20 protein-coding genes and 1 pseudogene are annotated in these 19,153 nt (G+C 51.2%); 12 read left to right on the top strand and 9 right to left on the bottom strand.

What is annotated here, in order from left to right; translation table 11 throughout:
* The first annotated feature begins 35 nt into the window (after positions 1 to 35).
* From METLA_RS0112185 to dcd, 4 genes are all read left to right on the top strand, one after another.
* Complete coding sequence (locus METLA_RS0112185) at positions 36 to 656, top strand: methylthioribulose 1-phosphate dehydratase (protein WP_024298813.1); 621 nt, start codon at positions 36 to 38, stop codon at positions 654 to 656.
* Positions 653 to 1,213 carry a 1,2-dihydroxy-3-keto-5-methylthiopentene dioxygenase gene (locus METLA_RS0112180; RefSeq protein ID WP_024298812.1) on the top strand — a complete coding sequence of 187 codons (561 nt, stop codon included), beginning with the start codon at positions 653 to 655 and terminating at the stop codon, positions 1,211 to 1,213. Before METLA_RS0112185 ends, METLA_RS0112180 begins: the two co-directional genes overlap by 4 nt.
* Positions 1,210 to 1,902 carry an acireductone synthase gene (gene mtnC / locus METLA_RS0112175; RefSeq protein WP_024298811.1) on the top strand — a complete coding sequence of 231 codons (693 nt, stop codon included), beginning with the start codon at positions 1,210 to 1,212 and terminating at the stop codon, positions 1,900 to 1,902. Before METLA_RS0112180 ends, mtnC begins: the two co-directional genes overlap by 4 nt.
* Positions 1,903 to 1,965: 63 nt before the next feature.
* Entirely contained in the window at positions 1,966 to 2,532 is a 567-nt protein-coding gene (dcd, locus tag METLA_RS0112170; protein WP_024298810.1) for a dCTP deaminase, read from the top strand.
* Between the two features lie 12 nt (positions 2,533 to 2,544).
* Here dcd and METLA_RS0112165 read toward each other — a convergent pair whose 3' ends face one another.
* Positions 2,545 to 2,799: a YcgL domain-containing protein gene (locus METLA_RS0112165; RefSeq protein ID WP_024298809.1), complete on the bottom strand. Its 255-nt coding sequence runs from the start codon at positions 2,797 to 2,799 to the stop codon at positions 2,545 to 2,547.
* Positions 2,800 to 2,880: 81 nt separating this feature from the next.
* On the opposite strand from METLA_RS0112165, the gene METLA_RS0112160 reads away from it, so the two are divergent.
* Positions 2,881 to 3,483 (top strand): CPBP family intramembrane glutamic endopeptidase, encoded by a 603-nt coding sequence (locus METLA_RS0112160; protein WP_024298808.1) that lies wholly within the window; start codon positions 2,881 to 2,883, stop codon positions 3,481 to 3,483.
* Positions 3,484 to 3,526: 43 nt separating this feature from the next.
* Here METLA_RS0112160 and METLA_RS0112155 read toward each other — a convergent pair whose 3' ends face one another.
* Positions 3,527 to 3,913 (bottom strand): hypothetical protein, encoded by a 387-nt coding sequence (locus tag METLA_RS0112155; RefSeq protein ID WP_342665874.1) that lies wholly within the window; start codon positions 3,911 to 3,913, stop codon positions 3,527 to 3,529.
* Between the two features lie 342 nt (positions 3,914 to 4,255).
* On the opposite strand from METLA_RS0112155, the gene amoC reads away from it, so the two are divergent.
* The 5 genes from amoC to METLA_RS0112130 all read left to right on the top strand — a co-directional run bounded on the left by amoC (position 4,256) and on the right by METLA_RS0112130 (position 7,873).
* Positions 4,256 to 5,008: a bacterial ammonia monooxygenase, subunit AmoC gene (amoC, locus tag METLA_RS0112150; RefSeq protein ID WP_024298806.1), complete on the top strand. Its 753-nt coding sequence runs from the start codon at positions 4,256 to 4,258 to the stop codon at positions 5,006 to 5,008.
* A gap of 124 nt (positions 5,009 to 5,132) precedes the next feature.
* Entirely contained in the window at positions 5,133 to 5,876 is a 744-nt protein-coding gene (amoA, locus tag METLA_RS0112145) for a bacterial ammonia monooxygenase, subunit AmoA (protein WP_024298805.1), read from the top strand.
* 118 nt (positions 5,877 to 5,994) lie between these two features.
* Positions 5,995 to 7,239: a bacterial ammonia monooxygenase, subunit AmoB gene (gene amoB / locus METLA_RS0112140; protein ID WP_024298804.1), complete on the top strand. Its 1,245-nt coding sequence runs from the start codon at positions 5,995 to 5,997 to the stop codon at positions 7,237 to 7,239.
* Between the two features lie 206 nt (positions 7,240 to 7,445).
* Complete coding sequence (locus METLA_RS23750; RefSeq protein ID WP_281171951.1) at positions 7,446 to 7,580, top strand: hypothetical protein; 135 nt, start codon at positions 7,446 to 7,448, stop codon at positions 7,578 to 7,580.
* A gap of 92 nt (positions 7,581 to 7,672) precedes the next feature.
* Complete coding sequence (locus METLA_RS0112130) at positions 7,673 to 7,873, top strand: hypothetical protein (protein ID WP_152539429.1); 201 nt, start codon at positions 7,673 to 7,675, stop codon at positions 7,871 to 7,873.
* A 227-nt stretch (positions 7,874 to 8,100) separates the two neighbouring features.
* Here the strand turns inward: METLA_RS0112130 and METLA_RS23235 are convergent.
* The 7 genes and pseudogenes from METLA_RS23235 to groES all read right to left on the bottom strand — a co-directional run.
* Positions 8,101 to 8,394 (bottom strand): annotated as a pseudogene (locus tag METLA_RS23235) (lytic transglycosylase domain-containing protein); the annotation flags it as partial.
* Positions 8,395 to 8,466: 72 nt separating this feature from the next.
* Positions 8,467 to 8,946, bottom strand: coding sequence for an SEL1-like repeat protein (locus METLA_RS23230; protein ID WP_198408469.1), 480 nt, complete (start codon positions 8,944 to 8,946; stop codon positions 8,467 to 8,469).
* Between the two features lie 154 nt (positions 8,947 to 9,100).
* Positions 9,101 to 9,754 carry a M48 family metallopeptidase gene (locus METLA_RS0112120; protein WP_342665873.1) on the bottom strand — a complete coding sequence of 218 codons (654 nt, stop codon included), beginning with the start codon at positions 9,752 to 9,754 and terminating at the stop codon, positions 9,101 to 9,103.
* 64 nt (positions 9,755 to 9,818) lie between these two features.
* Positions 9,819 to 10,484: a transglutaminase-like cysteine peptidase gene (locus METLA_RS0112115; RefSeq protein WP_024298801.1), complete on the bottom strand. Its 666-nt coding sequence runs from the start codon at positions 10,482 to 10,484 to the stop codon at positions 9,819 to 9,821.
* 29 nt (positions 10,485 to 10,513) lie between these two features.
* Complete coding sequence (locus METLA_RS0112110) at positions 10,514 to 12,415, bottom strand: bifunctional diguanylate cyclase/phosphodiesterase (RefSeq protein WP_024298800.1); 1,902 nt, start codon at positions 12,413 to 12,415, stop codon at positions 10,514 to 10,516.
* A gap of 280 nt (positions 12,416 to 12,695) precedes the next feature.
* A complete protein-coding gene (gene groL, locus METLA_RS0112105; RefSeq protein WP_024298799.1) occupies positions 12,696 to 14,354 on the bottom strand; it encodes a chaperonin GroEL in 1,659 nt (552 codons plus the stop codon).
* Between the two features lie 51 nt (positions 14,355 to 14,405).
* Positions 14,406 to 14,693, bottom strand: coding sequence for a co-chaperone GroES (gene groES / locus METLA_RS0112100; protein ID WP_024298798.1), 288 nt, complete (start codon positions 14,691 to 14,693; stop codon positions 14,406 to 14,408).
* A 131-nt stretch (positions 14,694 to 14,824) separates the two neighbouring features.
* On the opposite strand from groES, the gene METLA_RS0112095 reads away from it, so the two are divergent.
* Both METLA_RS0112095 and METLA_RS0112085 read left to right on the top strand, forming a co-directional pair.
* The gene (locus METLA_RS0112095; protein ID WP_024298797.1) at positions 14,825 to 15,580 is read left to right on the top strand and encodes a HesA/MoeB/ThiF family protein; all 756 of its coding nucleotides are present in this window, start codon (positions 14,825 to 14,827) and stop codon (positions 15,578 to 15,580) included.
* Between the two features lie 656 nt (positions 15,581 to 16,236).
* The gene (locus METLA_RS0112085) at positions 16,237 to 19,143 is read left to right on the top strand and encodes a PAS domain-containing hybrid sensor histidine kinase/response regulator (protein WP_024298796.1); all 2,907 of its coding nucleotides are present in this window, start codon (positions 16,237 to 16,239) and stop codon (positions 19,141 to 19,143) included.
* The last annotated feature ends 10 nt before the right edge of the window (positions 19,144 to 19,153 follow it).

The raw sequence follows: 19,153 nt of genomic DNA, 5'->3' as shown, positions 1-19,153 counted from the left end.
AGACAGGCCGATGGGCATTTTTTTATCAGGGACTCATGAAATATAGCGAAGCATTTTTAAACGCCGCCGCCGATCTTTGCGAAGCCGGGCGTTTTATCGACAGCAAGGGCTGGGTGCCGGCGACCAGCGGCAATTTTTCGATTCGCTTGCCGGACGGCACGATTGCGATCACCGTTTCCGGCAGGCACAAAGGCCGGCTGCAAATCGAGGATATCATGCTGATCGATGCGGAGGCGAATGCGCTGGACGGCAAAAAGCCGTCGGCGGAGACGCTGCTACATACTGCCTTATATAAACATTTTCCGTCGATCGGCTGCGTGCTGCATCCGCATGCGATCCATGCGGTGCTGGTGTCGCGAATTTTCAAAACCGAAATCGTGCTCGAAGACTATGAGTTGCTGAAAGCGTTCAAAGGCATCGGCACGCATGAAAGCCGTATTGCCGTGCCGATCTTTGCGAACGACCAGGACATTCCTCGTCTTGCCGCCGAAGTCGACCGTTACCTTGAGCGGCATGCCGATTGTCATGGCTACGTGATTGCGGGGCATGGATTTTATACCTGGGGTGCGACGGTCGCCGAAACCTTGCGGCATATCGAAGCCTTCGATTACTTATTTGATTGTGAATTACGCTTGCATGGAGTGAATAAAGTATGAGCGCGTTAACCGTTTATCCCGATAACCAGCCTCAAGCAGGCGAGTTATTTACCGAATTTGCCGAGATTGAAGCGCAGTTAAGCGGCATCGGTGTGCAGTTTGAGCGTTGGACCGCCGATGGCGAGCTGGCCCTTGATGCCGATCAGGAGTCGGTGGTCGCCGCTTATCGCGATTCGGTCGATCGCCTGATGCGGCAGTACGGTTTTCAGTCGGTCGACGTGGTCAGTTTGCAGCCGGATCATCCCCAGAAAGCGGCGTTTCGGGAAAGATTTCTGGCGGAACATACACATAGCGATTTCGAAGTCAGGTTCTTCGTCGACGGCAAGGGGCTTTTCTATCTGCACGTCGGCGGCAAGGTCTATGCGGTGCTTTGCGAAAAAGGCGACCTGATCAGCGTGCCGGCCAACACCACGCACTGGTTCGACATGGGCGAAAACCCGTGTTTCAAGTGCATTCGGCTGTTTACGACGGCGGAAGGCTGGGTCGCCTCGTTTACCGGCAGCGACATTGCCCAGTCGTTTCCGACTTACGATCAATATGTCGCCGCCTTGTCATGATCAGGGCGATCGTTACCGATATTGAAGGCACTACCTCGTCCTTGTCTTTTGTGAAGGACGTGCTGTTTCCGTATGCGCGCGCGCATATCGCGGGATTTGTGCAAAACCATGCGGACGATCCCGAGGTCCGGCGCTTGCTGGCCGATGTTTCCGCGGAAGCCGGGCGACCGCTCGATGCCGAGCAAACGCTGGCGCAATTGCTCGAATGGATCGATCAGGACAAAAAAGTCACGCCGTTGAAGGCGCTGCAAGGCCTGATATGGGACGAGGGCTACCGGCAGGGCGCGTTTACCGGGCATGTTTATAAAGATGCCGAAAGAAACCTGAAAGCCTGGCATGCCTGCGGACTGCACCTGTATATCTATTCGTCGGGCTCGGTGCATGCGCAGAAGCTGCTGTTTTCGCATACCGAATACGGCGATTTGACGCCGTGGTTTTCGGGCTATTTCGATACCCGGATCGGAGGCAAGCGGGAAGTCGATTCGTATCGCCATATCGCGGAGGAGCTGCGGATTCCCCCCGAAAATCTGATGTTTCTGTCCGACATCAAGGAAGAGCTGGATGCGGCGAAACAGGCCGGATTCAACACGATTTGGCTGGTCCGCGAAGGCAATCTCGATCCCGAGGCGGAACACCGGCAGGTACAGGATTTCGATCAGATCGAAATTGTTTTTTCAAACGATCTATAAAAGCCATCGCCGTTGTTTGTTACAATGCTCTTTTTGTTGATTTTTTAAGGTATTAAAGCTGCGATGAGCATTAAATCGGACAAATGGATACGCCGGATGGCGACCGAATACGGCATGATCTCGCCGTTTGAAAGCGGCCAGGTCAGAGACTCCGAAAAGGGCAGGGTAATTTCGTTCGGGACATCGAGCTATGGCTACGATGTGCGCTGTTCGGACGAATTCAAGATTTTCACCAATATCAATTCCGCGATCGTCGATCCGAAGGATTTCGATTCGAGCAGCTTCGTCGATGTCAAATCCGATGTCTGCATCATTCCGCCGAACTCGTTTGCCCTGGCGCGGACGGTCGAGTATTTCCGCATTCCGCGCGACGTGCTGACCGTGTGTCTAGGCAAATCGACCTATGCGCGCTGCGGCATCATCGTGAACGTGACGCCGCTGGAGCCCGAATGGGAAGGCCATGTGACGCTGGAGTTTTCGAACACGACGACCCTGCCGGCGAAAATCTATGCGAATGAAGGCGTCGCGCAGATGCTGTTTTTCGGCAGCGATGAAGTGTGTGAAACCTCCTACAAAGATCGCGGCGGCAAATACCAGGGACAAGTCGGCGTGACTTTGCCGCGCGCCTGACGATTACGGGATTTACTGCAAGGTGGCGGGTGCGGACAGCGCCGGCGGCAGTTGCAGGAAAAAGCCCTGCTTGCTCAGGCTGTTCAGCACCGACACCGGATCGGCATTGGCGAGTTTGCGCTCCGGCGTGATTTCAAGGCTAAAAACAAATTCCATCCTGCCGAGGGAATTCTGTAGCGCTTCCGGCAGGCAGGTAAAATCGTCCTGATCCCTCAGATATAAATAAATGTCTTGTTTTTTCAGGCTTTTATAAATAAAACATTGCATAGTAAAGTTCGATGCTCGGTCGTTCGTGTTTGCAGTCAATGATAAAGAAAATTGCCTCGCCATTATTCATCGCATTCGCCAATGAATCAAGCCTCGCTTCAAGTCCGCGATTTTTTTAGCAAAGCCTGTTATTTCGAGGCATCGCTGATCCTTGTCGCGATCGTGCTCGGTTGGGTAGCCGGCATCGATCCGTTCGCCAAGCTGTTTTACTCGGAAGCGGCGCTGCTGTACGGTCTTCTGGGTACGCTGCCGATGGTGTTGTTTTTTCATTGGGTTGAGCGGCGGCAGGTAGATTCGTTTCAAAAAGTCAGGCGACTGTTGCTGGAAACCTTGGGGCCCAGTCTGCATCGGCGGCACTGGGCCGATTTGTTCATGCTGGCGGCGATTGCCGGCTTGGCGGAAGAAATTCTGTTCCGGGGCGTGATTCAGCCCTGGATCGAAGCGGCCTGGGGAGCGAGGGCGGGTTTGATCGGCTGCAATCTGCTCTTCGGGATCGCGCATGCGGTCACGCCGTTGTACACGCTTTTGGCGTTTTTGATCGGCTTATATTTGAGCGCGGCGATGGATTATGGCGGCGCGCGGAATTTGCTGACGCCGGTACTGATTCACGCTTTATACGATTTTTGGGCGTTCTTGGCGTTGGTTCGGGCTTATAAAATAGAGCGGGACGGGTCAGGCGTGTAAAGGATCATCAAGGATCGCAACACGCCTGAGCGAGAGATGCGGGTTAAAGCCCTTCGATGCCGGAAAGACCGATCATCGTCCAATTGTCAAAATCGAGAACGCCTTCCTGGTCGTCTCCCTTGTCATAAGTGATCCGGCAGACATATTTTTGCGCGGTCATCTTGCCGGACTCGTCAGCGATCTGAATGTCGGCGTTAATCAAAAACTGATAGTTGCCCATGCTCCAGGCTTTTATCGGCTTGTCAGCAAAGGTTACAGCCGTGTCGGAGTCGAGTTCGGATTTGATATAGTTATTGCAATGCGTGAATGCGATAGTTGTCAATTCCGTTGAAATGGGGAGTTGGCTGCCTTGGTCTTTGCTGTCGACCAAAAAAGCATCGGATTTGATCACTTCAGTCACAAGGGGCATCACGACTGATCTTTGCAGCATAATCAACACGGCAAGACCGATGACGAGTAGGATAAATGGATGTTTTTTTACAAAATTTTTCATGGATATAGAGTGCCGATGGTTGCGTTCGTATCCGAGCAATTGTATCAGAAATCAACGCATTAAATGTATGTGAAAATACGCGGCCGTGCAGTGGGGGGCGGATTTTTTTAGCGTAAGTATTTTTTGTCTTGACAAGGTGACTTGAGCTGGTAAACTGAGCGCTCACCAAACTGGACAAGGTGGGATTCCTGGTTAAAAGCCAGAGAATGCGGAAAAGGAGTTGAACAAAAAAACTCCCGACTTAACGGTTGGGGATTGTTAAATTTTTAGGAGGTAGAAATGGCAGCTACAACTGAATCAGTGAAAGCTGATGCTGCGGAAGCACCGCTGTTAAATAAAAGAAATCTGTTCCTGGGCATTTCCATTTACTTGGTATTTTATGCTTGGGTTCGTTGGTACGAAGGCGTTTTCGGCTGGTCCGCTGGTCTTGACTCTTTCGCACCCGAGTTCGAAACATACTGGATGAACTTCCTGTATATCGAGTTCGTTTTGGAAGTATCAACTGCAGGTATCCTGTGGGGCTACATCTGGAAATCTCGTGACCGTAAAGTGATGTCAATCACTCCAAGAGAAGAACTGAGAAGACACTTCACTCACTGGATCTGGCTGTGCTGCTACGCGACTGCAATTTACTTCGGCGCTAGCTACTTCACCGAACAAGATGGTACATGGCATCAAACTATCGTTCGTGATACCGACTTCACTCCAAGTCACATCATCGAATTCTATTTGAGCTACCCAATCTACATCATCACTGGTGGCGCATCTTTGTTGTATGCAAAAACCAGACTGCCTACTTACCAACAAGGTTTGTCTTTGCAGTATTTGGTGTCTGTTGTTGGTCCTTTCATGATTCTGCCAAACGTTGGTTTGAACGAATGGGGTCACACCTTCTGGTTTATGGAAGAGTTGTTCGTTGCTCCTCTGCACTATGGCTTCGTATTCTTCGGATGGGCAGCTCTGGGCGCACTGGGTGTTCTGAACATCGAATGCCAAGCAATTGCGAAATTGCTGAAGAAAGACTTGGCTTAATTCTGTAGCCATAGCCTGTAAATAACTATCTCCTAGCTGTTTCGTTCGTTTCATTCCGAATGGACGAAACAGCATAGATAGATAGTAAATAAAAATAATTTTAAATCCTTTAGGAGGTAAGCTAATGAGCGCATCTCAATCAGCTGTACGTTCACGTGCCGAAGCTGTCAAAGTTTCTCGCACGTTCGATTGGCTAATTTGTTTCACTTTGTTCTTCATTATTCTTGGTGGCTACCACGTTCACTTCATGTTGACTGGTGGTGACTGGGACTTCTGGACTGACTGGAAAGACCGTCGTCTGTGGGTAACCGTATTGCCAATCGTTGGTATTACTTTCCCAGCCGCTGTTCAAGCTGTTCTTTGGTATCGCTATCGTCTGCCATTCGGCGCAGTTCTGGCTGTTTTGGGCCTGCTGTTCGGCGAATGGGTTAACAGATATTTCAACTTCTGGGGATGGACTTACTTCCCAGTTAACTTTGTATTCCCATCACAATTCGTTCCAGGCGCAATCGTTCTGGACGTAATCCTGATGTTGTCTAACAGCGTTCAGTTGACTGCTGTTGTCGGTGGTTTGGCATACGGTTTGTTGTTCTATCCTGGCAACTGGCCTGTTATCGCTCCATTGCACGTGCCTGTTGAATACAACGGCATGGTAATGACCCTGGCTGACTTGCAAGGTTACCACTATGTAAGAACTGGTACTCCAGAGTACATCAGAATGGTTGAAAAAGGTACTTTGAGAACCTTCGGTAAAGACGTTGCTCCAGTATCAGCGTTCTTCTCTGGTTTCGTAAGTATCATCATCTACTTCTTGTGGCACTTCTTCGGTAAATGGTTCGGTAGCACCGCATTTACTCAAAGCAGCTGATCTTTTTTGATCACCACTGCGTTAGTAACACAATAAATAAATGGCTAGTAGGTAAAATGAAAATATTATCTGCTGGATACTTAAGAATAAATAGATTCTCTATTATAGAGGAGGATATATGAAGTTAATAAAAGACAAGGTAGCAAAATTGTCCTTTGTCGCACTGTTGCTGACAGTTGCAGCAGCGATGTTCTACACACCAGCTGCGTCTGCACACGGTGAAAAGTCTCAAGCGGCTTTCATGCGTATGCGTACCATTCACTGGTATGATCTGAACTGGTCAAAAGAAGTTGTTAAAGTTAACGACACAATGACAATCTCTGGTAAGTTCCTGGTATTCTCAGGATGGCCGGAAACTGTTGACAAGCCAGAAAGCGCGTTCTTGAACATTGGTATTCCAGGCCCAGTATTTATTCGTGCTGGATCTTGGATCGGTGGTCAATTGGTTCCACGTTCGGTTTCTTTGGAACTGGGCGAAACCTATGAGTTTAAAGTTCTGTTGAAAGCACGCCGTCCAGGTGACTGGCACGTTCACACTATGATGAACGTTGAAGGCGGTGGTCCAATCATCGGTCCTGGTAAATGGGTAACGATTGAAGGTTCTATGAAGGACTTCACCGACCCAATCACTACTCTGACCGGTCAAACCATTGATCTGGAAACCTATAACCTGGGCAACACTTACTTCTGGCATGCTTTCTGGTATGCAATCGGCGTAGCTTGGATGGTTTACTGGATGCGCAAACCAATGTTCATTCCACGTTTGATCGCTGTTGACGCTGGCAAAGCTGACACTCTGATCACTCCGGTTGACAAAAAAGTTGCTTTGGCTTTCGGTGCAGGTGTAATCGGTATCGTTGCGTTCTCAATGAGCACAACTAACGCTGAATACCCAATCACCACTCCTCTGCAAGCTGGTTTGTTGCGCGGTATGAAGCCAATTGATCTGCCTACACCAACAGTTAGCGTTAAGATTGACGACGCTACCTACCGTGTACCAGGCCGTTCAATGAACATGACTCTGACCATCACCAACAATGGCGATACTGCTGTCCGTTTGGGTGAATTCAACACCGCTGGCGTTCGTTTCTTGGATGCTAACGTAACTGAAGACACCACTGGATACCCAGATGACTTGTTGGCTCCAGAAGGTCTGACTGTTAGCGATAACAGCCCACTGGCTCCAGGTCAAACCAGAACTGTTCAAGTTACTGCATCTGATGCTGCTTGGGAAGTTTATCGTTTGGCTGACTTGATCTATGACCCAGATAGCCGTTTCGCTGGTCTGTTGTTCTTCCACGACGAAAATGGAAACAAACAACTGGTCCAAATCGACGGTCCTCTGATCCCAACCTTCATCTAAGAAGATTGCTGGTCTAATAACAATAATAAGAAGTTAATCATTTAAACCCCCGTTATTCATTGAATAGCGGGGGTTTTTTTATGGGAAAAATATGGCGAGCGTAGGGGACTCGATAAAGCATAAACGCCTTTCAGTCTCCCCGGCTCGGATAAAAAGCAAAGCCCGCTCCCTGTATCATTTTTGACCAAGGTCAAGGCGGGTGTTCTATGAATATCAAGCTGATCACATGGAATGACAGGAAAAAGCGGTCAGACACAGAGAGCTTAATGCCGGCAGCACAGGTCAATGCCTTAGTTTTTGCGTGCAGTGAGGATGACCTCGATGCAATGACGATCGCATAATGTTGGGATCGTGCAGATGGCGGAAGCATCTAAAACGAGCATTGCTGATTGGGTCTTTCGGCTTGGCAGAGCAGAGACAAAGTTATTATCTGATGTTACGCATTATCCACGAAAAACACATCCATTTTTTCGTGCCTTTCGGGTTTTTCGTGGATATTAATCGTACGGCCTCAGTTATTAACTTGCCTTTGCAGGTGTTCAAGGCCGTCATGGATAGGGCGGAAGACATAGACAAATGCCATTGTCCGGAAGAGGGGCAAGGTGATTTTAGCGGAATGAAAATATCCCGCTAGTGTTCAGAGGGTTAGTGCTGTGGCAACCCATAAACGGGGATCACGGCGCATCGAAGAAGCAGGGGGGCGTTGAAGCAGGAGTGAGAAACTGGCGTCTAAGCCGGCGCGATAATTACAAGCAGTCGGCTAAAAAGGATATGCACTTCGTGAGCAATCGGAATCGATAAGGCAGTGAGAGGCCATGCCTAAAAGGCATCTAAAAACGACTCGCTAACGTCTAAGTCTTCTTAAGACTTTTCAGGATGAAAATTGTGTTTGTGGGATTGATAGCGGCGAAGCACTTTAGTGACATAATCTTGAGTTTCCTGATAAGGCGGTATGCCTTTGTATTTGTCAACGGCACCTTCGCCGGCATTGTAAGCCGCCGCAACCAATTCAATATCTCCATGGTACCGATCCAAAAGCCAGCGTAAGTAGCGCACGCCGCCTTTTACATTTTGGCTGGCATCAAAGGCATCCTGTACATTAAACCGAGCCGCAGTTGCCGGAATTAATTGCATCAAGCCCATCGCGTTTGCCTTCGATTTGGCGTGTACTTAGAAAGCGGATTCGACGCTAACGATGGATAAAGCCAGTTTAGGATCAACCTGATGCTAGGAGGCAATCTGCCTGATCATGTTGATCAGCCAGTGACGATCTTTTGACAATGCGGCAAGCACAGCATCCAATGAGGCGTCATTGGCCCAGCGAGCACGGTAATGGCCGCGAGGCGGCAAGACGTCGGAAAGGATGCAGTTCGGCAGTTTATCGGAGCTGTAAAGGATGGTATCCAGCATATTGCCGGCTTCCTGGTGGCCCTGTTGCGCTGCGGCAGCAAACAAGGAGGCGGCAATTTCTCTGTCTTCGGGGACGCCTTGGCCGAACGCAAATAACATCCCAAGCCGATAATGCGCCTCGAGCGAGCCGTTTCTGGCGCTTTTGCAGTAAAGCGCAGCGGCCTCCCACGGGTTGACGCGCTCGAGTTTACTGGCCTTGGTGAGTAATTTTTGTTGAATATCATCAAGATCGCTGTAAGCCTGAGCAGTTGCACAGCCAAGCGCTAGTAAAAACATCAAAGAAGCTAATCTGGACATATGAGGTTCCTCATTCTGACCGTTTTAGCCAATGATATACAGGGGAGTGGAAGAAGTCCACTTATATATAGATGGGCAGTAAGTAAAAAATAATCGCGATGAAATTAAGGCATTGTCAGGAGTAATTACAGGAGATAGAGAAAAGACAGCGCGTCTAAATGCCTAGCATGAGCGTTCTGCCGTGCTGTTTCAGCCATAGCCTGGCGCTTCGGTAAGTGGGAAGGTGTTGCGCGACGAGTGCCCAGAATTGTTTTGAATGATTTTTTTCCTGGATATGGCAAAGTTCGTGCACCACGACATATTCCAAAATTTCAAGCGGGGCCAGGGCGAGAAGCCAGTTGATTGCGATGTCATTATGAATGCCGCAACTGCCCCAGCGCGATTTTTGCGATTTGATAACAATCGATTTGGGAAATAATTGGTGCTTGGGGCCATGCCGACAAACCAGCTGCTCCACGGTCATTTTTACATTGATCTTCATCCAGCGGATAATCGCGGCTCTGATCTCTTCGCTGCCGATTGTGTCCCATTGTGCATGCGGAATATGCGCGGTAAAGGTCAACGCATGTTCAATTTTGATTTTTTTTAAGTCGGTCGGTGCCAAAGACAAGGGATAAGTTTTTCCCTGGTAAGGGATGGATGCGCCATCATGATAAGCTTTGGGTGCTAGACTTTGATGTTGCGCGGCACGGGATTTAAGTTTTCGAACCGCATCGGTAATCCAGCTCCACTGCTCCTTAACAAATTGATGCAGCCTGTCGTCAGAAATATGAAACGGTGCGATGACTTCAATTTTTTCGAGCGTCACAACGATGCGCGTTTTAGAGGCTCGCGGCGTGCGTTTGATCTGATATGTAAACGATTCCATCAGGCTACAATGGATTTTTCAGCATTCTATCTTGGAGTTCACTCCACAATTTCAAGCGGTTTGAATCGCCCACACGGTTGCCGGCAGTTCTCGCTTTAGCTGTCCATAAACCGGTACCGTTAAAGCTGTAAACCGGCAACAGGTCGGAGCGTTGCGTGGCAGGCTTGATCTCAGTGATCAAATTGTCGAGCACTTCCGAAACCGATTTGAGTGAGGCAAAAAAAGTTAATACCATATGGGGCTGATTGCGTCGCAGTGACTTGACATAAGTAATACGCATTTTGCTTTCGTCTACGCCAAGTTCCAGTAAGGTGAAATATTTGGCGATCGCAAAGTCCTCGCAATCGCCGGCACCGGTCGCCAGCAATTCCAATGGCGTGGCCCAGTAGCCTTCTGTCTTCCACTGTATTATATCGTCAATGAAAAGCGCATTGAGATTAAAAAAATCATTTACCTGTTTCAGTTTGTCTTTTTCGGGAAGGTTTTTCGCGGAGGTCAGTAAATTTTGCCAGCGGATGAGCCGGTGTTGCGCTTGCTCGCCGTGTTTATGCTTCGCCTGAGTCAGTATTTCGGCAGTTAACTCAATCCAGCCCAAAGCACTGCCGGCCATCATCAGGCAAATATAAAAGATGATGGCTTGGGCAAAAATTGGGCGGTGAGAGCGCGGCATACATTAAACTGTTTGAGAACTTCGCGGCGTCAACGACTCGCCCCGGTGAGCCCTATATTCTTGACAATATCAAAATCGGTATCTGCAAGAACGTTTTCGGCAAGAATCGAAATGTCCAGCAGGTCGCCGATTTCTTTAACGGTTTGCAGAAAGGAGATTTTTTCCGAATCGCCGTGCAAATTATTGCTCAATTCCCGGCTTAAACGGACAAAGTCGGGTTTTAGGGTTTTTAGTTTGTCCAGCGGCATCGATTGGGCGTCGAAACGTTTCAGCGCGACACGAACACCAAAAGTGCGGAGAAATACAATAAATTCGTGATAGGTGTCGAAATCTTTAGCGACCGCATAGGCGGAAAAGCTGGTGATCAATTGCGGCGCGATCGCGGCGTATTGTTTGAGTTGCTGGGTTAACCATGCGCGAAAGTCGCCGTTTTTAATCGTTCGGCTAGACAGGTTGACCGCGATATTCAGCGAGGGAGAAGCGCTTTCCAGATGGGCAATCACTTTTTCGATCACACCGCGATCCAATGCGACAATTTTTTCGTATTTTTCGGCTATCGAGACAAATAAGCCGACAGGCAGTGACGTGCCATGTTTGTCGAAGACCTGGATAAAAGCCTCATCCATTAAAATGCGTTGATCAGCCAAGTTTTGAATCGGGCTGATGAATTGAATGGTGTAGGAATTTCGATCAACCACATCGAATACCAGAGATTTCCATTCCGCTATGTCTTTGGCGCGATCGTCTCCGGTTCTGATGTAATAGCTGTTGGGGCCGATGATCACGGCCTGTTCGTAAGCTTCGTGCGCCGCGGCCAGCATATCTTCGGGTGAGCCCAAAGGGTCGATTGCAACCACGCCAATATGGCCGATATCGTCTTTGTGATGGACGTGTCCTAGTTCGGAGAGGGTCATGCTCAAGGATTTTGCCAGTTTTCGCGCTTGCGACGGCTGAATATTGCGGGCCAGGACGGCAAATTCCGCGCCATAAAAATGATAGGCGGTCGCTTCGCTGGAAAAATTTTGTGCGGTCTGCTTCAATTGCGCGGCGCAAGCTTGTAAAAAAGCATCGATTGCCTCGCTGCCGCGCTCTTTGACCAGGTTGGCCAAACAGTCGGTTTTGATCAGAAAAAGGTAGCCGTCCGTGGGTTCCAGATAAAGCTGTTTTAAATCCGAGTCGAAGGAGTTTTTGTTATAGAGTCCGGTGAGTCCGTCGAGCTGGAGCTTTTGGCCGAGAGCAGAGAGTTTGTCGTTCAGATTCGTCATCACGCCGCTCAATTTGCGCGACATGACGTTCATCGAGTGTGCGACATTTTTAACCTCGGTCGTCCAAGGCAAATGCGCGATCTTGTCGAAGTGGCCATCGGCGATCGCCAAGGCGAGTTCATTAATCTTTTTGAGCGGCCTGAGCGTCAGGCGCAGGACGAAAAACAATACGCAGATCCATACTGAAAATGCCAGCAGAGAAAAATAAAATGCATTTTTCGCCTGCTGGTAGAGTTTTAGATAGGCGTAGCCAGGGTTGACCGTCACAAATAAGGTGCCGCCGAATGTCCAGCCCGAGTTGATTTCGCTTTCCGCCGTCACGGTTTCCATCGGCAGCAGCTTGATGAACCAGCTTGGCACTTCTTCAAAAACCTTGGTATTTGTCAATTTGACCAGCGTCTTGTCATCGGCATTGTCCAGTTTGATTTCCTTGTAATAGCCCATGTCAAAGACCGCGCTGATCATCGTTTTCAGGATCGGATCGGATTCCTTCAGAATGTAGGGGCTCAATGACAAGCCTAACGATGTGGCTGTGTCCTGCGCATGCACTTGTGATTCGATCTGAAGATAACTTCTGATATTGTTGATGCTGATGACATAATTGACGCTGAATATCGCGAGGAAAAGCACTGAAATCAGAATTGATAGCTGCTTGGATAACGTCATGAAGTTGACCTGCTAGAAGATGAACCGTGCGGATAATAAGCGGCGAGTTCATTCGGATATGGGACTCTTAAGTGTAGTTCAAATATCTCCGGCCGGATGATCCTGGGTAAACTTGAAGCCTGGAAGAGGTATGGGGGGTACCATGCCAAGCTCTTAAGCTCTGTCGACAGGAATAATATATCTTGTTCAGCGTAAGAGTAAAAACAAAAAAGCCCCGGCTGAACTGCGTCCAGCCGGGGCTTCGAGCTTAAAGCGCTTAGGCGCTTTAAAGGCGGGGCGATTACATCATGCCGCCCATACCGCCCATTCCACCCATGCCGCCCATGCCGCCCATGTCCGGCATGCCGCCGGCTTTGTTGTCGGCAGGCGCATCGGCGATCATCACTTCGGTGGTCAGCATCAGGCTGGCCACGGAAGCCGCGTTTTGCAACGCGGTGCGGGTCACTTTCGCAGGGTCCAGAATACCCATTTCGATCATATCGCCGTATTGGCCGGTCGCCGCGTTGTAACCGTAGCTGCCTGTGCCCTTTTTGACTTCATTGAAGACGACAGATGGTTCGTCGCCGGCGTTCGCGACGATTTGGCGCAGCGGCTCTTCGATCGCGCGGCGCAGAATGTTCACGCCAACGGTTTGGTCGTGGTTCGCGCCTTCCAGCTTTTCCAGTGCGGAAAGCGCGCGCACCAGCGCGGTGCCGCCGCCGGCGACGACGCCTTCTTCAACCGCAGCGCGGGTTGAATGCAGCGCGTCTTCGACGCGGGCTTTCTTTTCCTTCATTTCGATTTCGGTTGCCGCGCCGACTTTGATTACCGCAACGCCGCCGGCCAGTTTCGCCAGACGCTCTTGCAGTTTTTCCTTGTCATAATCGGAAGTGGCTTCGTCGGCTTGCGCGCGGATTTGTGCGACGCGGCCTTTGATCTTGTCTTCGGAGCCGGCGCCGTCGATGATCGTGGTGTTTTCTTTGGTCACCAGGACTTTCTTCGCGGTGCCCAGTTGTGACAGCTCGGCTTTTTCCAGAGACAGGCCGATTTCTTCAGAAATCACGGTGCCGCCGGTCAATACCGCGATGTCTTCGAGCATCGCTTTACGGCGGTCGCCGAAGCCTGGGGCTTTAACCGCAGCGACTTTGACGATGCCGCGGATCGTGTTGACGACCAGAGTCGCCAAGGCTTCGCCTTCAACGTCTTCGGCAATGATCAGCAACGGACGGCCGGATTTTGCGACCGCTTCCAGAACCGGCAGCATTTCGCGGATATTGGAGACTTTCTTTTCGTAGATCAGAATCAGCGGATCGTCCAGTTCGACGCTCATGCTGTCTTGCTTGTTGATGAAGTACGGAGACAGATAACCGCGGTCGAACTGCATGCCTTCGACGACGTCCAGTTGATTGTCCAGGCCCGAGCCTTCTTCAACGGTGATTACGCCTTCCTTGCCGACTTTTTCCATCGCTTCGGCGATGATGTTGCCGACAGACTCGTCGGAGTTAGCGGAAATGGTGCCGACTTGCGCAATCGCCTTGTTGTCGGTGCATGGGGTCGCGGAAGCGACGATCGCTTCGACCGCTTTGGTGACCGCGAGGTCAATGCCGCGTTTCAGGTCCATCGGGTTCATGCCCGCTGCAACCGCTTTCAAGCCTTCATTGACGATCGATTGCGCCAGAACGGTCGCGGTGGTGGTGCCGTCGCCGGCCACGTCGGAGGTATGCGACGCGACTTCCTTGACCATTTGCGCGCCCATGTTTTCGAATTTGTCCTTCAATTCGATTTCTTTCGCAACCGATACGCCGTCTTTGGTGATGGTCGGCGCGCCAAAGCTCTTGTCCAGGATTGCGTTGCGGCCTTTAGGGCCCAAAGTGACTTTTACTGCGTTTGCCAAAATATTGACGCCTTTCGCCATGCGGCTACGTGCGTCATCACCAAAATATACGTCTTTTGCTGCCATTTTAATTCCTGACTGATGTGTTAATTGATTGTGATGAGGTTACGGGGTGGTTTAACCCAATACGCCCATAATGTCGTCTTCGCGCATCACGATAAGTTCTTCGCCGTCAATCTTGACTTCGTTGCCGGAGTATTTGCCGAACAGTACCTTGTCGCCGACCTTGACTTCCAAGGGGCGAATGTCGCCATTGTCCAGATGTTTGCCGGTGCCGACCGCAAGGATCACGCCTTGGCTAGGCTTTTCGGCCGCTGAGCCGGGCAGCACGATGCCGCCTGCGGTTGTGGTTTCTTCCTCGACGCGTTTGACTATCACTCTGTCGTGTAACGGACGTATTTTCATCAATCTCTCCTAAAAAATTAAAGGTAAAAGGTTATTAGCACTCGCGTTCAATGAGTGCTAATAATAAACAGGTTTTGCAGTCTGTCAAGTTCTTTGGCATCATTCCCGCTGCCTTACAATCCCTACGACTCATGAACGACAACCAACTCTTACGCTACAGCCGGCAAATCATGCTGCCGCAGATCGATGTCGAAGGTCAGCAGAAACTGCTTGCCGCGAAGGTGCTGATCATCGGCGCCGGGGGGCTCGGGTCGCCCGCATCGATTTATCTCGCCGCGGCAGGCACCGGCAATATCACCATTTTCGATGATGACGATGTCGATTTATCCAATTTGCAGCGACAGATCGCTCACTACACCGACGATATAGGGACTCCGAAAGTCATTTCAACCCGGCAGACTCTGAATCGGCTGAATCCTGACGTGAATGTCAGGGCGGTCAAGCAACGGCTCGGCGGCGCGGAGCTTGCCCAGGAAGTCGAAGCCGCCGATCTGGTGCTCGACTGCAGCGACAATTTCACGACCCGCTTTGCGATCAATCGGGCCTGCGTCGAACACGAAACGCCGTTGGTCTCAGGCGCGGCGATCCGCTTCGAAGGCCAGGTCGCGGTGTTTACGCCGGGCAGGGGAGACAGCCCTTGTTACAACTGCCTGTATCGGATGGACGGCGAGGAGCCGCTGAATTGCGCCACGAATGGCGTCGTGGCGCCGGTGACCGGCATCATCGGCGCGATTCAGGCGATGGAGGCGATCAAGCTGATCGTCGGCATCGGCGCAACGTTGACCGGCAGGTTATTGCTATTGGACGGATTGACGATGGAGTTCAATACGATGAAATTGAGAAAAAACCCGAAGTGTCCGGTATGCAGCGAAAAGCATCTTGGATAGATATTTTCACCGATCTGAATAAGATTAAGCCGGAGGGATGCAACGATGCGTGGCTTACCTAGCAAGTTAAATTATTACACGTACGGTGTCGATGCTGGGTGAATCCCGTAGAAAACAAAGCGTATCCGATAGCATTTTTAACATAATGGCACGTCGGAAAAATGCGATAAGCAAAAAATGGCATGCAGAATATACACTGCGCCGGAACGGGAAAGTGGGGGCGAAGTCACTGGCGGCAAGACAAGGCGTGAAAACTCAAAATAGCGTTGTCGAAACGGCATTGCAGTGGCCGGGTCAGGAGAGTATATGTTTAATTTACAGTATTTTGTCTGTTAGGTAATAAATCAATAAGATTGGTTTGATATGATTTTACGCGAATCATTAATAAACAATTGAATAGGTATTGTCATCATGCTGCGTTTGGTGTGGGTTCGACAATCCCTATGGGAAATACCCGAGAACTTTTCGTTAAGCGCTTATTGATGACGGCTGAAATAGCCGATAGTCACATGCGTTCGCTTTGTCTCGACAAAAGGTTTCCATTTTTTCTTGTGCTTTCGAGTGATGTTGGCGGACGCTCGCCGGGGGTCGAATATGGCCGTAAAATACATTGGCTTGAGCTCTTCGCAAGCGCTCGACTTTTAGGAGGCTAACTCATGATCAGAGGAGGCGGTCCTCTTTTCTCATCGGTTAAGCCGAGCGCCAAGCCGGTACGGAAGCCCGATTTTCAGGTCTTGTTCGAATCCGTGCCGGGATTGTACCTGGTGCTGGATTGCGATTTTCATATCGTCGCGGTCAGTGATGACTACGCGCGCGCCACCATGACTCGCCGGGAAGACATTATCGGCTGCGACATCTTCGAAGTTTTTCCTGACAATCCCAGCGATCCCGCCGCCGACGGGGTGCGCAATCTTCAAACCTCCCTGATGACGGTGCGGAATACCCGGAAAGCTCATGCGATGCCGATACAAAAATATGACATCCGTAAGCCGGGAACGGAAAGCGGTTTCGAGGGTCGTTATTGGAGTCCGCTGAACTCACCCGTTTTTCATGCCGACGGCTCGCTTGCCTACCTCATCCACCGGGTCGAGGATGTGACCGAGTTCATCCGGCTGAAGCAGCAGGGGGTTATCACCGAAGAACTGCAAGAGCGCATGGAAAAGATGGAAGCTGAAATATACCAGCGCGCACAGGAGGTGGTCAGGGCGAACGATAAGCTGCGCAACAGTGAGGAAAATCTTGCTGTCACGTTGAATTCGATCGGCGATGCGGTACTGACGACGGACGCCGAGGGGAGGGTCACGCGTCTGAATCCGAGTGCGGAACAGCTTACCGGTTGGCCCGATAAGGAGGCCGTAGGTCGGCCGGTCACTGAAATTTTTCGAATTCTCAACCAGGACACGCGGCAACCGGCCGCCATTCCGGTGCTCGAAACCTTGGCGAAGGGGGCGATGCAGGGGCTGGCCAATCACACCCTTTTGATCGCCCGCGACGGCAGCGAACATCCGATCGCCGACAGCAGCGCACCGATTCGGAGCCGCGCGGGGCAGGTGATCGGGACGGTATTGGTATTCCGCGACGTCTCCGAAGAATACGCCACGCAGAAGGCCTTGCGGGACAGCGCCACGCACATCCGCACGATCCTCAATAATATCGCGGACGGCATCATCACCATCAGCGAAAATGGCATCGTCGAGACGGTGAATCCCGCCGCTGAGCGCATCTTCGATTATGCCGGTGCTGAAATCATCGGGAGGAACATTAAAATGCTGATGCCTGAACCCTACCATAGCGAACACGACGGCTATTTAAGGCATTATCTCGCCACCGGAGAGGCACGTATCGTAGGCCGGGTGCGGGAAGTCCACGGACGCCGCAAAGAGGGTGGCGTCTTCCCGCTCGATTTGAAGGTCAGCGAAATGCGCTCGGACGATAGCCGCCGGTTTATCGGCATCGTGCGCGACATCACCGAGCGCAAGCGCACCGAAGAACTGCTGCAACAGGCGAAAGAAAAAGCCGAATTTGCCAACCGCGCGAAAGATTCGTTTCTGGCGACCATGAGTCATGAAATCCGCACGCCGCTGAGCGGATTGCTGGGCATGCTGGAATTGCTCGCCCTCACGCCTCTCGATAACGAGCAAAAGAAAACGTTGCAATCGGCTCGCAATTCCGGCCATAGTCTGCTGCGGATCCTCAGCGACATTCTCGACTGGTCAAAGATCGAAGCCGGCATGCTTGGGCTTTCGGTGCAGGCGACCACCATCGCGCATCTGCTCCAGGATGTGGCGAATACTTATGCGCATGTTGCCAGCGCGAAGAAATTGATTTTGCAGCGGCATGTCGATGAGAGGATCGGCAAGGCGCATCTTGTCGATTCCCTCAGACTCTCGCAGATTCTGAATAATCTGGTCAGCAATGCGATCAAGTTCACCCATCAGGGTTCGGTACAAATACGTGCCGAAGTGCTCGAACAGCTTGAGGGCGCTGAAAAAATACGTTTTTCGGTCCAGGACACCGGCATCGGCCTCGATCAGGCCCAAAAATCGCGACTGTTCCAGCTCTATACGCAAGCGACCGACAATACCGCGCGCATGTACGGGGGCACCGGACTCGGCCTGGCGATCTGCAAACGCCTTGCCGAAATCATGGGCGCCGACCTCGATCTGGAAAGTATCCCGGGACGGGGCTCGACCTTCAGTCTTACGCTGGTCCTGCCTTTGACCGAGATCAAGACGATACCGTCATGTGTGCAAGGCACCGAGATTTCGCCCACCGAGCCCCTCGCGGCTGATGTCGCCACAGCTCCGATCGTGCTTGCCGTGGATGATCATCCGGTCAATCTTGCCTTGCTGGTACGTCAGATAGAACTGCTCGGTCTGCGCGTCGAATCCGCACAAGACGGCGAGTCAGCATTGGCGTTGTGGCGGAGCCGATCGATCGCAGCAATCATTACCGATTGCCATATGCCCAATATGGACGGCTATGAATTGGCCAGGGCCATCCGGAAGGATGAACGATTGGAAGCGCGTCCTCGCCTGCCGATTATTGCCTGTACGGCGAACGCCCTTGGCGAGGAAAACGAACGCTGCCGCGTTGCCGGCATGGATGAAGTGATGGTCAAACCGACCAACCTGAAAACCTTGCGGGCCATGTTGCTGCGTTGGCTTCCCGGGCTTGGTGAGGTCGAGAAGCAGACGCATCGTAAGCCTCCCCAACAAAATGCCGATCCTCCGGTTGATTTTTCCGACCTTTCCGAAACGGTGCCGGACAGGGCCGGGCAGATCGACCTGCTGCGCAAGTTTCAAAGCCATCAGCGCAACGATCTTGAGCAGTTGCAAGCTCGTTTCGAGCAGGCCGATATGGCAGGGACGGCATACGCGGCGCATCGCATCAAGGGTGCGAGCAGAATGGTGGGGGCGCGCGAACTCGCGAGCGCTTATGCAGCTATCGAGCAGGCCGCGAAGCAGAACGATCACGATGCCGTATGCCTGGGCTTTCAGTTACTGGCCGATGCGGTGAATCGATTTGAGAATTATCTCTCTATGCTGAGCGATGCGGAATAAAGAAGCTTGA

This window comes from Methylomicrobium lacus LW14, assembly GCF_000527095.1.
Lineage (GTDB): Bacteria > Pseudomonadota > Gammaproteobacteria > Methylococcales > Methylomonadaceae > Methylomicrobium > Methylomicrobium lacus.
The sequence above is the reverse complement of the archived record's forward strand: the minus strand, read 5'-3'. Positions and strand labels throughout refer to the sequence as shown.

What these genes read in the sequence shown, in the direction of transcription:
- METLA_RS0112130 (WP_152539429.1), top strand. Translation starts at nt 7,673, where the DNA reads ATGTTACGCATTATCCACGAAAAACACATCCATTTTTTCGTGCCTTTC.
- METLA_RS23230 (WP_198408469.1), bottom strand. Translation starts at nt 8,946, where the DNA reads ATGTCCAGATTAGCTTCTTTGATGTTTTTACTAGCGCTTGGCTGTGCA.
- dcd (WP_024298810.1), top strand. Translation starts at nt 1,966, where the DNA reads ATGAGCATTAAATCGGACAAATGGATACGCCGGATGGCGACCGAATAC.
- METLA_RS0112095 (WP_024298797.1), top strand. Translation starts at nt 14,825, where the DNA reads ATGAACGACAACCAACTCTTACGCTACAGCCGGCAAATCATGCTGCCG.
- METLA_RS0112160 (WP_024298808.1), top strand. Translation starts at nt 2,881, where the DNA reads ATGAATCAAGCCTCGCTTCAAGTCCGCGATTTTTTTAGCAAAGCCTGT.
- groES (WP_024298798.1), bottom strand. Translation starts at nt 14,693, where the DNA reads ATGAAAATACGTCCGTTACACGACAGAGTGATAGTCAAACGCGTCGAG.
- amoB (WP_024298804.1), top strand. Translation starts at nt 5,995, where the DNA reads ATGAAGTTAATAAAAGACAAGGTAGCAAAATTGTCCTTTGTCGCACTG.
- METLA_RS0112110 (WP_024298800.1), bottom strand. Translation starts at nt 12,415, where the DNA reads ATGACGTTATCCAAGCAGCTATCAATTCTGATTTCAGTGCTTTTCCTC.
- METLA_RS0112165 (WP_024298809.1), bottom strand. Translation starts at nt 2,799, where the DNA reads ATGCAATGTTTTATTTATAAAAGCCTGAAAAAACAAGACATTTATTTA.
- groL (WP_024298799.1), bottom strand. Translation starts at nt 14,354, where the DNA reads ATGGCAGCAAAAGACGTATATTTTGGTGATGACGCACGTAGCCGCATG.
- METLA_RS0112155 (WP_342665874.1), bottom strand. Translation starts at nt 3,913, where the DNA reads ATGCTGCAAAGATCAGTCGTGATGCCCCTTGTGACTGAAGTGATCAAA.
- METLA_RS0112185 (WP_024298813.1), top strand. Translation starts at nt 36, where the DNA reads ATGAAATATAGCGAAGCATTTTTAAACGCCGCCGCCGATCTTTGCGAA.
- mtnC (WP_024298811.1), top strand. Translation starts at nt 1,210, where the DNA reads ATGATCAGGGCGATCGTTACCGATATTGAAGGCACTACCTCGTCCTTG.
- METLA_RS0112085 (WP_024298796.1), top strand. Translation starts at nt 16,237, where the DNA reads ATGATCAGAGGAGGCGGTCCTCTTTTCTCATCGGTTAAGCCGAGCGCC.
- METLA_RS23750 (WP_281171951.1), top strand. Translation starts at nt 7,446, where the DNA reads ATGAATATCAAGCTGATCACATGGAATGACAGGAAAAAGCGGTCAGAC.
- amoA (WP_024298805.1), top strand. Translation starts at nt 5,133, where the DNA reads ATGAGCGCATCTCAATCAGCTGTACGTTCACGTGCCGAAGCTGTCAAA.
- METLA_RS0112180 (WP_024298812.1), top strand. Translation starts at nt 653, where the DNA reads ATGAGCGCGTTAACCGTTTATCCCGATAACCAGCCTCAAGCAGGCGAG.
- METLA_RS0112115 (WP_024298801.1), bottom strand. Translation starts at nt 10,484, where the DNA reads ATGCCGCGCTCTCACCGCCCAATTTTTGCCCAAGCCATCATCTTTTAT.
- amoC (WP_024298806.1), top strand. Translation starts at nt 4,256, where the DNA reads ATGGCAGCTACAACTGAATCAGTGAAAGCTGATGCTGCGGAAGCACCG.